The sequence below is a fragment of the Saprospira sp. CCB-QB6 genome (assembly GCF_028464065.1).
Lineage (GTDB): Bacteria > Bacteroidota > Bacteroidia > Chitinophagales > Saprospiraceae > Saprospira.
The window spans coordinates 3,827,360-3,841,528 of the sequence record NZ_CP116808.1 but is presented as its reverse complement, the minus strand read 5'-3'; the positions used below and the strand labels follow the sequence as shown (position 1 = coordinate 3,841,528).

Below are 14,169 nucleotides of genomic sequence, written 5' to 3'. Positions count from 1 at the left end.
CGAAAAAAAACTGCAGGGCCGAGCGAATAGCGAGCCACGACACAGCCCGACCCGAGCAAAGCGAGGGGCAGCCCCAAAATATAAAAATCATTAAACCCTTTTACTATGAAAAAATTACTTTTAGCCCTTGGTTTTTGTGGCTTTGCTTGGCAGGCCCAAGCACAAACCGCCCCCCCAACTTACCACTATAAAGTGGATTTAAATGCGGTGAAAAATGATAAATTGACCGTAAGTTTAGAGCCCAAGGATTTTGATACGCAAGGAGAATTGCGTTTTCATTTGCCCAAAATGGTGCCTGGCACTTATAGTATTTATGATTTTGGTCGCTTTGTTTCCAATTTTAAAGCTTTGGATGTCAATGGAAAAGAATTGGCGGTAAAGCATCCTGATGATAACAGTTGGGTGATTGCAGAGGGCGCAAAATTGGCCCGCATTGAGTACCAAGTAGAAGATAGTTGGGATACGAAGCAAGAAAATGTAGTTTTTGAGCCTGCGGGGACCAATATTGATGCAAAAAATGAAGTTTTTGTTTTCAATAACCATGGTATTTTTGGTTTTTTCGCAGAGCAAGAGCGTCGCCCATTCACTATTGAAATTGATCGTCCGAAAAAATTATTTGGCGGAACCTCTATGAAAAGAGTGGCTGGCGATGAAGACACCGATATTTTTCAGGTGGATGATTATCACAAATTGGTAGATGCGCCAATTTTGTATGCCAAGCCTGATACGGCGGTGATCAAAGTTGGGAATGCAGATGTTTTGATTCAGACTTATTCGCCTACGGGCATGGTAAAATCAAAAGATTTGGTTCAGGAAATTCAACCCATTTTAGAATCTCAACGTGCTTATTTGGGCGGAAAACTTCCGGTAGATAATTATGCTTTTTTAATTTTCTTAAATGAAGGTGGCCAAAGCTTTTTGTCGGGTTCTGCTGGAGCATTAGAGCATTCTTACTCTTCTTTTTACTGTTTATTTGAGGGCGAGTCTGGCGATATTGCCCAAACTGTTCGGGATGTTGCGGCGCATGAATTTTTTCATATTGTAACGCCTTTATCGATTCATTCGGAAGAAATTCATTTTTTCGATTATATCGACCCGAAAATGTCTGAGCACCTTTGGTTGTACGAGGGCGTAACAGAATATTCGGCTCAGCATGTGCAAGTAAAACAGCGTTTAGTTTCTGCTGAGCACTTTTTGAATGAGATGTCGACCAAAATGGCTACGGCAGACTACTTCAAAAAAGATTTGCCTTTTACGGAAATGTCTAAAACTTGTTTGGACGAAAACAAAGACCAATATCCCAACGTCTATATGCAGGGTGCTTTGATTGGGATGGCAATTGATTTAAAGTTGCGCATTTTGTCTAAGGGCGCTTATGGCATTCAGGAAATGATGCAAGATTTGGCCAAAAAATACGGCATTCAAAAACCATTTAAGGATGCAGAACTTTTTGATGAAATGGTGGCCGTTAGTGGTTTTCCCGAAATCAAAGAATTTATGCTCAAGCATGTGGCGGGCACCGAGCCTTTGCCTTATGTAGAATTGATGAAAGAAGCCGGCATTGAATATAGCGATCATGGTTTTCGGACCGAAATTTCGCTTTTGGGCTTTAATCCCAATGGTGGAATTGGCTTTAATCCAGAACAAGGTCTTTTGATGGTTGCCAATGAAAAATTCATTGATGATTTTGGAAAAGAATTGGGCTTGCAAGAAGGCGATATGCTTAAAAAATGGGACGGAAAAGATTTGACGCCCATAAATGCCCAAGAAGTATTAACTTCTTATGCTACCAAAGCCAAAGAAGGCTACGAATTGGAAGTTTTAGTTTTGCGCGAAGAAAAATTGAGCAAGCGTAAAATGCGTAAGCGCAATCGCAAAATCAAAAAAGGGAAAAAAGTAGAGCCCTTGGCCCTTCAAGAAGTTAATTTGAAAGGAAAACTCAAAAAAGTAAAAGTACCACAAGAACATGCGCTCAACTTACTTGAAGAAGCAAGCAAAGAGCAAATGACAATTCGCAAAGCATGGTTGGGCGATTACATTTTGGAAGAAGATGTAGAAAAATAATCTTGATTCCTTATCTTCGCAAAAAATCAGCAACTACTATGTTTGGAAATATTCAAGAACAACAAGAGAAAATGCGCCAGCGCCTCACGCAAATTGAAGTGAGTGCTCAAGCTGGGGGCGGAGCGATTCAAATTCGTGCCAATGCTGCTCGTCAAATTTTGGACATCAAAATTGATCCAGAGCTTTCTTTAGACGATCATGAAGAACTAGAAGATTTGTTGCTTACTGCCATGAACCGCGTTTTGGCTGCAGCAGCAGAAAAAGAAGCGGCCGAAACAGAAAGCATGCTCAAAGACATCTTGCCTCCAGGCATGGGCGATTTGGGTGGAATGTTCGGCTTCTAAGCGAAATGTAATGAAAAAAACATTTCTATTAAATTTGGCTTTATTGGTGGGCATCAACCTGCTGATAAAGCCATTTTATATTTTTGGAATTGACCTTCAGGTTCAAAACCGCTTGGATGATGGCGAGTACGGACTTTATTTTAGTCTGTTCAATTTTGCTTTTATTTTCCAACTTTTGGCTGATTTGGGACTTTTGCAATTCAACAGCCGTTTTATTTCGCAGCAAGAGAATTTGCGCTCAGCTTATTTGCCTTCTTTGTTGAGTCTCAAAGCCATTTTAGGGCTAAGTTATTTTGCGTTAGCTTTTGGCAGCGCCTTTTTGATGGGCTATACCGAAGAGGCTTGGCAAATTTTGCCCTATATTTTACTCAATCAATTTTTATTGAGTGGAATTTTATTTTTGCGCTCCAATTTATCCGCCATGGCTTTTTATCGACTCGATAGTTTGCTTTCGGCTCTCGATAAATTATTGCTCATTATTTTACTGTACACTTTACTGGCCCTCGAGCCTTTTGGCCCATTCAATATTTTGCAGTTTGTGCAAGCGCAATCATTAGGTTATGCCCTTACTTTTTTGGTCTGTGCTTTTTTCTTGGCCAAAAAAATTGAAGGCCCTTTGCGCTGGAAAATTTCGCCCAAGCGAATTTATATTTTGCTCAAACAAGCCCTGCCCTACGCCTTTGTCGTTTTACTAATGACTTTATACAGCCGTATGGATGCCGTTATGATTGAGCGTTTGCTGCCCATAGAAAAAGGGAAATTGGAAGCCGATCAATATGCTTTTGCCTATCGTTTGCTCGATGCCTTTAATATGATCGCTTATTTATTTGCGGGCTTATTATTGCCTATGTTTTCTCGCTTGTTGCGGCCACTAGAACTCAAAGATTTGGGCCAATTGATGGCAACTGCTTTTCGCTGGATGAGTTTTTTATCTCTTTCGCTTAGCATCGCCCTATTTTTCTATGCCGATGAACTCGCCCCCGCACTTTATGAAAGCAGTAATAGCCAAACGCCTTTTTTACTGCAAATTTTATTGTTTTCGGCCAATGCCGCTGGAATAATTTACATTTTTGGCACCTTCCTTACTGCCGCCGCCCGCCTAAAAGAAATGAATATTTTTTTCGCCTTTGGCGTTTTACTCAATTTTGGCCTCAACTTTTTTTGGATTCCCGCTTATGGAGCCTTGGGCGCAGCTGTAGCCACCTTAATCACTCAGTTTTTTATCGCAGTAACCGAAATCTTTTTAACTTTTCGCTACTTTCCCAATTTGCGCAATTATTTTTCACTGGCTTTATTCCTACGTTTTATTTTAGGCAGCCTATTGAGCTTCGGTATTTTTTATAGCAGCCAATTTTTGCCTTTTATTTTTTGGTTCAAAATTTTATTGGCCGGCGCTGCCTCTCTTTTAAGCGCCTTTCTTATCGGCCAACTCTCTTTTCGAGAACTACTCGAATTGCGAAAATAATTTTGGGGACCTTACTCCTTTCAGTCGTCGAAAAATTCTTATTGTCGCTTCGTCTTCGCCTTGCTGCGTTACGTTTACTCCCTTCGGTCGTCGAACTGCAAACTAAATCGCAGCTCGCTCTTTGCTGGCAGCAAAGTAAGTAAGAGCGAGCTGCGACAAGCAAGCCCGAAGAGGCAGTAGTTCGACGGCTAAAAGCCATAACGCCCCTAAAATTTATATTGCATCACAAATTTTAGGAAAAAAGGACTACCTGGAATAAAATGGATTTCTTCTACTGGACTATTTTCTTGGGCCAAACGCGATGTAGTAGCAAATTGCGTTTCTTTCCATTCGGTATTGAATAAATTTTGAACTTGCAAAGCGAAATCAAATTTTGGGTAGCTCCACCCTATGTTTGCGTCGACAAGGGTGTAGCCTTCGGCAAGAATAGATTTATCTTCATTGGCAGGGCGGTCATTGATATGACGCAGATTAAAACTGCCGTAGAAACCTTTGGGATGTTTGTAGCTCAAGCCTGCACGCAAAGTAAAATCTGGCGCTAGGGGAATAAAATCTTGGCCTTTTTCTTCTTCTGTTGCTCGGGCATAGGTATAATTTGCATCCAAATTAAAAAAGAGTGAAGAAATGGGTTGATAGCGATAACTCAAGTCAATTCCCTGCCGTTGGCTGCGGCCACTGGCTTCTACAATGCCGGCATCGCCAACATAAACAAACTCTTGCTCCATATATAAATACCAATAAGCAAGATTGATGAACATTTTGGGTGTAATTTTCCAACTAGTTCCCAAATCGAAGCCATAAGTAGCGGGCAAAATTTCTTTAACATCCTGCGCCAAGACTAAACGGCTGTCGTTGCTATGAAATCCTTTTCCTCCTTTGAGATAAAATTGTAGGCGATTGGAAGATTGGTAGGCAATATTGAGTTTTGAACTCAAAATATTTTTTTTGGTAGATTGATGATCGTATTGCGTGCTCAAATGATTGATGTAAGCAAAATCAAAATAATCGAGTCGCAAACTGGGTTGTAGCAACCATTTGCCGACATTTAAATTTGCACCTAAATAAATAGCGGCATTTTTTTCTTCTATATCGCCAAGTTGAATTTGTTCGAGCGTTGTTCTTCGGTTAAGTGTATGCGACAACTCATTATTTTTCACTTGATCGGCTCGCAATTGCAGTCCAGCAACAAATTGTCCTTCTACCTGATGAAAATGGAAAAAGCGTTGATATTCTGTATTCAAACCAAAGAGGTTGCGATCTTCCTGCTGTTTAATTTGATCGCCATTGATACTATCTTCTAAAAAGAAGGTAAAATTAGAATAGAGTTCAAAATCGTACTTGCTCCAATATAAGCTACTTTTAATTAAGGAGTTGGCATCAATAATTTTTTTGTGGACCAAGCGAATATTGGTACGGCTTGTTTGGCCGCCTTCGGTATCGTCAATTGCTCCAAAGCGGCTAATTAGTCCTTGATTTACGGCTCGCAGGGGAATTTGGCCAGAGGCGTCCCAACTACTTTGAAAATGAGCGGCGCTAAGACTAAATTGATTATTGGGCGAGCTATTTAAAGTATATTTTCCAAAGAGATTGAGTCGATTAAAATGTTGAGGACTTTCAAAAACGCCATCAGTTGCTTGATATTCCGTAGCGATATAAGCGGATTGTTTTTCATCTTCTAATAAATTGAAGAGGCCCAAAACTCGACCGCTATTATATTGTCCCAATTCTAATTTGATGAGATTTTGGTCCAAATGGCTTTTTGTTTTAAAATTGACAAAGCCTGCGGTAGCAAAATTTCCTTTTTGGCTCGTATAACTGCCCTTCTCAAACTGTATTTGTTCTACCGTTTCGGGAATCAAAAAATGTAAATCCGAATAGCCTTGACCATGCGCATGAGAAACCATATTGACGGGCATATCATCGACAGTAATACTCAAATCCGTTCCGTGATCAATATCAAAACCACGCAAAAATATTTGTTCTGCTTTTCCTCCGCCTGCGTGTTGGCCAATAAAAAGGCCGGGAACTTTTTGCAGCAATTCTTGAGAGGAGTTAACGGGCTGCAACGCTAAATCGAGATCGGCAATTAATTGTAAGCTATTGATTTTGTTATGGATCAAGACTTCTTCCATTTGCATAGAAATATCGAACAAACGAGTCAATACTAAACTATCTGTTTGTTGGACCAAAAGCAAACTGGGGCGATATAATAAATGTCGAAACTCTAGCGTATCGCCAATACTCACTTTTTCTAACTGATATTCTCCTTGCTGATCGCTATGGGTATGCGCTTTACTCCCTCGGTGGAGAATAGTGGCTTCTGCGATGGGACTTCCCTCTTGGTCGATTAGTTTTCCAGAGAAATTTTGCGCCAACAAAGCTAGTGGACATCCTAAGACAGCAAGTATAAAAAAAAGGGGTTTCATGAAATCGTTTTTTTATTTATGCAAAAGTTATTTCCTTATTAGCGCATAGATAAGCAATTTCAAGAAGCTTTTTGAATGTTGTTTTCTTAATAAGTTTTTAAAAAATGGACAAAAAAAAGAGGAGCCGAAGCTCCTCTCGATCTAAACAGAAAACAAAATCCCTTTAGTTTGCTTTACGTTGGCGACCTTGCCCTCTTTCAGGTTTAGGCGCATTTTTCATTTCTTCTTCGCTGATAAAACCATCATTATTGCTATCAATTGTAGCAAAGTTTTCTTTTAGTGGACCTTTGGCTTCTGCTTCTGAAATTTGGCCATCTTGATCGGCATCCATTTTCTCAAACATATTGCCTTTGCCAGCTTCTCCTTTTTGTCCTTTTCCACCTTTTTTGCGTTCTGGTTTTGGTGCATTCTTCAGCTCTTCTTGGCTAATAAAGCCATCATTGTTGCTATCGATTGTAGCAAAATTTTCTTTTAGTGGACCTTTGGCTTCCGCTTCCGAAATCTGGCCATCTTGATTGGCATCCATCTGCTCAAACATATCGCCTTTTGCTGGGCGCTCTCTTTTTTGGTCTTGTGCATTACAGTTCAACGCAATCAATCCGAATCCTATAAACATCAGTAGATTTTTCATAAAACTTCTTTTTTGTGTGTGGGGTTAAAAATTTGAAGCTCAGACGCAGGCTATTTAAAGGGGTTTAAAGTCTAGTGTGTTTTTTTTATAGACTCAAAAAAAAAAAGCGACTCTCTCGAATCGCTTTTCTTCTAATTATTTTTAAATGGTGTCTGCATCCGAAAGCGAGGCACAATTACCTTCACTTCCTCTTCTGCCCCATCCAAATAACGCATCAAATAATAGCCTTGCATATAACCAATATCGCTATGCAAAGGACAGGCGGAAACATATTCATGAAAATCGCCAGCTTCCAAAACAGGTTGTTGCCCCACTACGCCTTCGCCTTCTACCTCTCTTTGGCTGCCATTAGAATCCCAGATCAGCCAATATCGACTTAGCAATTGCAAAGGCCGCTGCCCTAAATTGTCAATGCGAATTTGATAAGCAAAAACAAATTCTGAACGCAAGGGCCGAGAATAATCGGGCTGATAAACCGCTTCTACAGATACCTTTATATTATGCGTGATGGCCGTTTCCATGCTTTAATTTTTCTAAACCTGAATTTCCTTCCGAAATAAAAGCTTCTACCACTTTTTCGGCTTCCGCCAAGGCCACTTCCAAATTATCATTGACCAAAGTGTAGTCAAATTTACACTCATAAGTCAATTCATCGCTAGCCCGAGCAATGCGCTTGCGCAAACTTTCTTCATCTTCCGTTTTTCTTCCGCGCAAACGCGCAAAAAGCGTATCTGCAGAAGGCGGCTTGACAAAAATAGAGAGCGAGCGCTCTGGATAATGTTTCTGAATATTCACTGCGCCTTTCACATCAATATCAAAAAGCACACTTTTGCCCAAAGCCAACAAACGCTCTACTTCCTCTTTGAGAGTACCATAAAACTGATTGTCATAAACTTCTTCCCATTCTACAAACTCATCGGCCTCAATCCGACGCTTAAAGTCTTGTAAAGACAAAAAGTAGTAATCCATTCCGTTTACCTCTCCATAGCGTTGGCTACGTGTACAGGCCGAAATCGAAAAGGCCAAATCTTTGCGCGTTTTGAGCAAATGTTTGACAATAGTGGTTTTCCCCGCTCCAGAAGGGGCCGTAAAAATGATCAGTTTGGCTTCTTGCTGCATGTATTCTGCGATATTCTGTGAGAAAGTGCTTTTTTATAAAACGCTTCCATTTTGAAATAGGCCACGAAGATAAGGAAAATAGGCCGATTTTTAGAGCACATTAGCCAGTTGCTCCTTGATTTTGTCGGCTTCCTCTTTCATTTGAATGACGAGTCGCTGAATCGGCGCATGATTGGCTTTTGAACCCAAAGTATTGATTTCTCGGCCCATCTCTTGGTTGATAAAGTTGAGTTTTTTCCCCTTTTGCGCAGGCTGCTTGGCCAAAAGTACCTCTTTAAAGTACTGGCAATGCTGAGCCAAACGCACTTTTTCTTCCGAAATGTCGAGCTTATCTAAATAATACAACAACTCTTGCTCAAAGCGGTTCTCATCCAATTCTTTTTTCAAAGAAATGCTTTCCAAATTGTTTTGCAAACGCTCTCGCACATTTTGCAAACGCTCTTCTTCATGCCTAGGCAATTCTTGCAAAAGCGCCTCAATTTCTTCTACTCGACCCAACAAATCTTTTTGCATGGCCAAACCTTCCTCGGCCCGAAAACTATCAAATTGAGCAATGGCCAAATCTACCGCAGCCAATAATTCTGCCCAACTTTCTTCCGATAAACTATCGTCATTTTGCACCACCACAGCGGGCAAACGACTTACCGTATATAATAAATCACCTGCCGGCACTTCCAATTCTGCCCCCAAAGCTTTCAATTGCTTCGCATAAGCCAAAAAAGCGCCCTCATCAATGCGGTAATCACTTTTTTCGGCCTGACTCAATTGCAAACTAAAATCAATTTTTCCTCGGCCCAAACGCTGCTGCAACAAACGGCGCAACTCCATTTCTTTGGCCTGAAACTGCAAAGGCAAACGCAAACGCAAATCACAACCTTTGCTATTTACTGCCCGAATTTCCACTAAATAATGGCCTTTGTTTCCTTGTTTTTGGCCACGTCCGTAGCCAGTCATTGAGTATAGCATCTCCAAATGATGTTGGTTAAGGGCCCAAAGGTCGCATTATTCCCCTGTCTTCCCAAGCTAGCCGCCTTTTTTTTGCCCAAAAGCTTTATCTTGGCACAAACTGTTTTTATTTTTTTGGGGGGCGTTACTCCCTTTGGTCGTCGAACCGCGGTCTAATGACCTTGTTGTCGCTGTGCTGCTCGCTGATTTTTGGGGGCCTCAGCTGCGGCTTCGCCTTGCTGCGCTATGTTTCGGGGCTCGCAGTTCTGCTCGGCCCTGCGCCGCTGAAAGCGGCTCGGTCTGGCCTGCGGCCACTGCTCCACATCGCTAGGCCAAATGGCGCTTGGCAGTATAGCCAGTCGCTATTTATTTTAGAACGCTCAGAATTTTTTTCTCTTTCGCATGGACAATAAAAAACTACTCTTTATTACTGGGGCCACAGGCTTTTTAGGAGCCTATTTGGTCCGAGAAGCTTTAAAGGCCGGCTACCGCATTCGAGCCAGCAAACGCCCCAATAGCCCGCTCGATCTTTTAGGCGATATGGCCCAAAAAATTGAATGGCGAGAAGGCGATTTATTGGACCTCTCTTTTGTAGAGTCTTGCCTAGAAGGCGTAGACAGTTTGATTCATGCCGCTGCTTTAGTCTCTTTTCAACCCAAAGAGGCCGAAAAAATGATTCGCTTCAATGCCGATAGCACAAACTATTTGGTCAATGCAGCCCTAAGCGCCAATATTTCTGAATCTCTTTTTGTAAGTAGCATTGCCGCTTTGGGCCGAGACGAAAAAAAATTGCGCATTGATGAACAATCGCAATGGGAAAACAGTAAATACAACTCTAATTACGCCATTAGTAAATTTAAGGCAGAATGCGAAGTCTGGCGAGGCATTCAAGAAGGTTTGCCCGCCTGCATTGTCAATCCCGCTGTCATTATGGGTGCTGGTTATTGGGCCAAAGGCACTGCCCAAATGTTTCAGCAAGTGGCCAATGGACTTTCTTTTTACCCTGCTGGCGCTACGGGTTTTGTCGATGTACGCGATGTGGCCGAGTTTTCCTTGGCCCTTTTGCAAAATCCTCAGGCGCAAGGACAACGCTTTATCTTAAACGGGACAAATTGCAGCTATCAAACACTGTTCACCGAAATGGCGACCGCCTTGGGCAAAAAACCACCCAAAAGAAAACTTCCCGCTTGGGGAGTAGAATTACTCTGGCGAATTGAAAAACTGCGGAGTTGGATTAGAGGACTTCCACCATTAATTACGGAAGAAATTGCTCGAAATATGAATAGCAAATACGAATACGACAACCAAAAAGTAATTGATTTTTTGGGCAAAGATTTTCGTCCCTTGTCCGTTTGTATGCAAGATAGCGCCAAATTGTATAAATTGGCCGAGAGCGGAGAACAAGCTTTTGGTTTGCTGGCCCCCTAAAGGCCTAGCGCTGTGCAGGGGTGGCCGAAGGCCAGACCCAGTTTTTTTGAGCGCAGCGAAAAAAAACGCAGGGCCGAGCAGAACTGCGAGCCCCGAAACATAGCGCAGCAAGGCGAAGCCGCAGCTGAGGCCCCCAAAAAGAAAAAACTGCTCAGAAACAAGAACAACTATGCAACTGCAAGAAGCAAAAGAAAAATTTATTGAAGCCTGGGGCGGATTTGGCTCCAATTGGGGAATCAACAGAAGTATGGCCCAAGTACATGCCCTTTTGTTGGTGGCTGAAGATCCCCTTTCTGCCGATGATGTGATGGCCGAGCTCCAAATTTCTAGAGGTAGCTCAAACATGAATCTCCGCGCCCTAATTGATTGGGGGTTGGTCTATAAACGCCTCAAGGCAGGCGAAAGAAGAGAATATTTTGTGGCCGAAAAAGATATGTGGAAAGTGGTGCGGCAAATTATTATTCACCGCAAGAAAAAAGAGCTAGAACCTGCTCTCAAAGTGCTAGAAGATGTGCAAGATATTGAGGGCGACAGCAAAGAAAAACAGGACTTCGTAGCTGTCATTCAATCTATTGAGCTTTTTTCTAAAAAAGCTGATGGTTTGCTCGAAAGATTGGTGGATGCCGATAGCGACTGGCTGATGAGCGTTTTGCTCAAGATGATTTAGGCCCGACCAAATTCTTTTAGTGTGGCCAACATTTTTTGGCGTACCTCTTCTTTTAGAGAGGGAATATCGGCTCGGGTTTTTCCTTGAGTTGGAATGGGATCGGACCAAATGCCCCAGCAAAGGCCAGGTCCTGCCTGAAATTTATGTTTAGAGCTTAGAATTTTATCGGTATTGATGATGGTCAGCACTGCAATGGGTTGTTGGCTGTCTACCGCTAAATTGAAAGCGCCATTGTGAAAATCTTGCAGCGGTTCATCAGAAACATTTCGGGTACCTTCTATAAATAAGTGGATTGAACGCTGCTCCTCCAAATACTTTTGCAATTTGAGCATACTCGCTTTGCGGCTTTCGGGGCTGCGGCGATCGACAAAAACGTCTCGGTAGTGCGAGACAAAACCCACCACGGGAATTTTTCGCACGCCCCATTTGGCCAAATAAGAAAAGGGCATGGGAGCGGCGGCCGCACAAACGGGAATATCCATCATAGATAAGTGATTGCTTACCATCACATAGCGTTCGTTGGGGTCAATTTTTTCCTTACCTCGAATCCGAATCCAATGTCCCGCCAAAAGGCCCAACAAAAAGCCCCAAAACTTGGTAATATAAAGAGTGGTCCAAGCCTCGCGCTGCCCTTTGAGCAACTTGAAACTGAGCCAAAAGAAAGGGAAGACCAAAGCGCCAGTGAATAAAAACATCAGCAGCAGCCAAAAACAAAAGATATTGCGGAGGAGGCGAAGCATAAACTTTAGCAAGTTGGTTAGTTGAATAAATTTTGGGCAAGATAAACAAGTTATAGAAAAAGAACGCTTAGGGAAAACTTAAAAAAACAAGTCTATAAGACTGCCTTTTTTAAATGAGTTCTTATAGACTTGCGTATCTTTGGGGCGAAATGAAAAAAATTCTCGAAAAGTCTAAACTATTTCGGTCCACGAGGGCGCGAAGCGCCCGCAGGCCTAGGGATGGACAGCGGGGCGGCGCAGCCGCAGACCCAAGTTTTTGAGCGCAGCGAAAAAACTGCAGGGCCGAGCAGACCTGCGAGCCGCGAAACAGCCCGCAGCAAGGCGAAGCCGCAGCTGAGGCCCCAAAAAAAATAAAAACAGAAAAAATGAAAATTCTACTCATCGGATATGGAAAAATGGGGCAAACCCTAGATAAAATGGCGCAGGCTGCTGGACATAAAGTGGTCGGAAAAATTAACCAAGCTAGCGATTGGGATAATTTTGAGCAGGAAGCAGATGTGGCCATTGAATTTACTCAACCCGATGCCGCCTTGAACAATTATTTGGCTTGCTTTGAGCGGGGAATTCCCGTTGTGTCGGGCACTACCGCCTGGTTAGCCGATTGGGACCAAATGGCTGCTGCCTGCGAAGAAAAAAAGGGGGCCTTCTTTTATGCCTCTAACTTTAGCATTGGCGTCAATTTATTTTTTGCCCTCAATGAGCGTTTGGCCGAATTGATGGCGGGGCAGCCGCAATACCGATTGGAAATGGAGGAAATTCATCATTTGGAGAAAAAAGATGCTCCTTCAGGGACCGCTATTTCTTTGGCTCAGGGCGTTTTGGCCCATAACCAACGCTTTGAAGATTGGTATTTGGCCGAATTTCCCAATTTGGAAGGCAGCCAAAAAGAAAATCATTTTCCCATTTTTGCGCTAAGAGAAGCGGGAGTTCCAGGCACGCACAGCCTGAAATATGCATCTTCGGAAGATGAAATTATTATTACACATCGTGCAAAAGGCCGCATTGGTTTTGCGGCGGGCGCCCTCAAAGCAGCCGAATGGTTGGCGGGAAAAAAGGGTGTATTTGGAATGAAAGACCTTTTAAAAGAGCAATAAATGAAATTTAGTCGTTATCCCTTTGAGCAAATCTTAAAGGAGCGTCTGGCCGCCCTAGAATTTAAGCGGCCCACCGATATTCAGTATAAAGCGATTGAGCCCATTTTGAAAGGGCAGGATGTTTTGGCCGTGGCCCAAACTGGAACGGGGAAAACAGCCGCCTTTGCCATTCCTTTGGCGCAGCAACTGCTAGCGGGAAGGGATCAAAGCAAAGGACGGGCGCCCAAAGTAGTAGTCATGGTGCCTACGCATGAATTGGCTCAACAAATTGAGGCCTTTATTCATAATTTAACTCGTGGAAGTTGGATTGAAACCCTGGCTATTTATGGGGGGAGCAAGCAGGATAAGCAATTGGCCAAATTGGCCAGCGGAATTGATATTTTGGTCGCTACGCCTGGTCGTTTGTTCGACTTACAAGCTCAGGGCGCATTGCGTTTGCAGGCTGTAAAGACCTTGGTTTTGGATGAGGCCGATAGAATGTTGCAATTTGGTTTTTATGAAGATATTCAGGACCTTTTGCAGCGGCTGCCCCAAAAGCGACAAACCCTGTTTTTTTCAGCTACCATTGACCAAAAAATTAAGAAACTGGCCTATTCGCTGGTTTCTAATCCCATTCGGATTCAGATTTCGCCCAAAGATCCCGTCAATAAAAATATTGACCACTCCCTTTGCTTTGTAGAAATGGAAGATAAACGCTTTTTCTTGGAGCGTTTGTATAAAGAAAGTCCCAATCAGAAGATTTTGGCCTTTGTGCGCACCCGTGTGCGGGCAGAACGGCTGTTGGCGGCCATGCAAAAAGTAAATATTGAGGCTAGAAGTCTGCATGGCGACAAAGAACAGCAAGAACGAACTGCTGCGCTCAAAGCCTTTGCTGAAGGCGAAGTTCGTTTGCTCATTGCCACCGATGTGAGTGCTCGAGGCATTGATATTCCCAATGTGCATTTGGTCATCAATTACGATTTGCCCGATCAGGCAGAAAACTATGTGCATCGAGTGGGGCGAACGGGACGAGGTCGAAAAAGAGGGAAAGCCATTTCTTTTTGTGCGCCTAGAGAAGAAGAAATGTTGGAGAAAATTGAGGACTATATGGGCCAAAAAATCAAATTGCTGGATATTCCGGTAGAGGATTACGAAGCCACCATCGACCTCAGTGATTCGCAAAATTATTCGTTTAAAGATGTAATGCGAGAAATCCAAGAAGCCGAAGACAGCAGAAAAAATCGACGTAAAAAACGGAAGAAATAAA

At 42.7% G+C, this 14,169-nt stretch carries 13 protein-coding genes; 7 read left to right on the top strand and 6 right to left on the bottom strand.

What is annotated here, in order from left to right; translation table 11 throughout:
- Positions 1-105: 105 nt before the first annotated feature.
- From PPO43_RS14720 to PPO43_RS14710, 3 genes are read left to right on the top strand one after another with little or no spacing between them, the layout of a single operon-like run.
- Positions 106-2,064 carry a M61 family metallopeptidase gene (locus PPO43_RS14720; protein WP_272619154.1) on the top strand — a complete coding sequence of 653 codons (1,959 nt, stop codon included), beginning with the start codon at positions 106-108 and terminating at the stop codon, positions 2,062-2,064.
- A 38-nt stretch (positions 2,065-2,102) separates the two neighbouring features.
- The gene (locus tag PPO43_RS14715; RefSeq protein WP_272619152.1) at positions 2,103-2,408 is read left to right on the top strand and encodes a YbaB/EbfC family nucleoid-associated protein; all 306 of its coding nucleotides are present in this window, start codon (positions 2,103-2,105) and stop codon (positions 2,406-2,408) included.
- Positions 2,409-2,418: 10 nt separating this feature from the next.
- Positions 2,419-3,873: a polysaccharide biosynthesis C-terminal domain-containing protein gene (locus tag PPO43_RS14710; RefSeq protein ID WP_272619137.1), complete on the top strand. Its 1,455-nt coding sequence runs from the start codon at positions 2,419-2,421 to the stop codon at positions 3,871-3,873.
- Between the two features lie 206 nt (positions 3,874-4,079).
- On the opposite strand, the gene PPO43_RS14705 is transcribed toward PPO43_RS14710, so the two are convergent.
- The 5 genes from PPO43_RS14705 to PPO43_RS14685 all read right to left on the bottom strand — a co-directional run bounded on the left by PPO43_RS14705 (position 4,080) and on the right by PPO43_RS14685 (position 9,015).
- Complete coding sequence (locus tag PPO43_RS14705; protein ID WP_272619134.1) at positions 4,080-6,299, bottom strand: TonB-dependent receptor; 2,220 nt, start codon at positions 6,297-6,299, stop codon at positions 4,080-4,082.
- A gap of 163 nt (positions 6,300-6,462) precedes the next feature.
- Entirely contained in the window at positions 6,463-6,930 is a 468-nt protein-coding gene (locus PPO43_RS14700; protein ID WP_272619132.1) for an EF-hand domain-containing protein, read from the bottom strand.
- A 131-nt stretch (positions 6,931-7,061) separates the two neighbouring features.
- Positions 7,062-7,451 (bottom strand): Co2+/Mg2+ efflux protein ApaG, encoded by a 390-nt coding sequence (gene apaG, locus PPO43_RS14695; RefSeq protein ID WP_272619131.1) that lies wholly within the window; start codon positions 7,449-7,451, stop codon positions 7,062-7,064.
- Positions 7,429-8,049, bottom strand: coding sequence for a guanylate kinase (gene gmk, locus PPO43_RS14690; RefSeq protein WP_015694187.1), 621 nt, complete (start codon positions 8,047-8,049; stop codon positions 7,429-7,431). Before gmk ends, apaG begins: the two co-directional genes overlap by 23 nt.
- Before the next feature lie 90 nt (positions 8,050-8,139).
- A complete protein-coding gene (locus PPO43_RS14685) occupies positions 8,140-9,015 on the bottom strand; it encodes a YicC/YloC family endoribonuclease (protein WP_272619126.1) in 876 nt (291 codons plus the stop codon).
- Between the two features lie 381 nt (positions 9,016-9,396).
- On the opposite strand from PPO43_RS14685, the gene PPO43_RS14680 reads away from it, so the two are divergent.
- Together PPO43_RS14680 and PPO43_RS14675 are read left to right on the top strand one after the other, a co-directional pair.
- On the top strand, positions 9,397-10,422 hold the full coding sequence (locus tag PPO43_RS14680; RefSeq protein WP_272619124.1) for an NAD-dependent epimerase/dehydratase family protein: 1,026 nt from the start codon (positions 9,397-9,399) through the stop codon (positions 10,420-10,422).
- 169 nt (positions 10,423-10,591) lie between these two features.
- Entirely contained in the window at positions 10,592-11,089 is a 498-nt protein-coding gene (locus PPO43_RS14675) for a GbsR/MarR family transcriptional regulator (protein WP_272619122.1), read from the top strand.
- Here the strand turns inward: PPO43_RS14675 and PPO43_RS14670 are convergent.
- The gene (locus PPO43_RS14670; protein WP_272619120.1) at positions 11,086-11,829 is read right to left on the bottom strand and encodes a lysophospholipid acyltransferase family protein; all 744 of its coding nucleotides are present in this window, start codon (positions 11,827-11,829) and stop codon (positions 11,086-11,088) included. The two genes, PPO43_RS14675 and PPO43_RS14670, sit on opposite strands and share 4 nt — an antisense overlap.
- Before the next feature lie 365 nt (positions 11,830-12,194).
- On the opposite strand from PPO43_RS14670, the gene dapB reads away from it, so the two are divergent.
- Both dapB and PPO43_RS14660 read left to right on the top strand, forming a co-directional pair.
- Entirely contained in the window at positions 12,195-12,923 is a 729-nt protein-coding gene (gene dapB, locus PPO43_RS14665; protein ID WP_272619118.1) for a 4-hydroxy-tetrahydrodipicolinate reductase, read from the top strand.
- Positions 12,924-14,168 (top strand): DEAD/DEAH box helicase, encoded by a 1,245-nt coding sequence (locus tag PPO43_RS14660; RefSeq protein WP_272619116.1) that lies wholly within the window; start codon positions 12,924-12,926, stop codon positions 14,166-14,168. It begins immediately after the preceding gene.
- The last annotated feature ends 1 nt before the right edge of the window (position 14,169 follow it).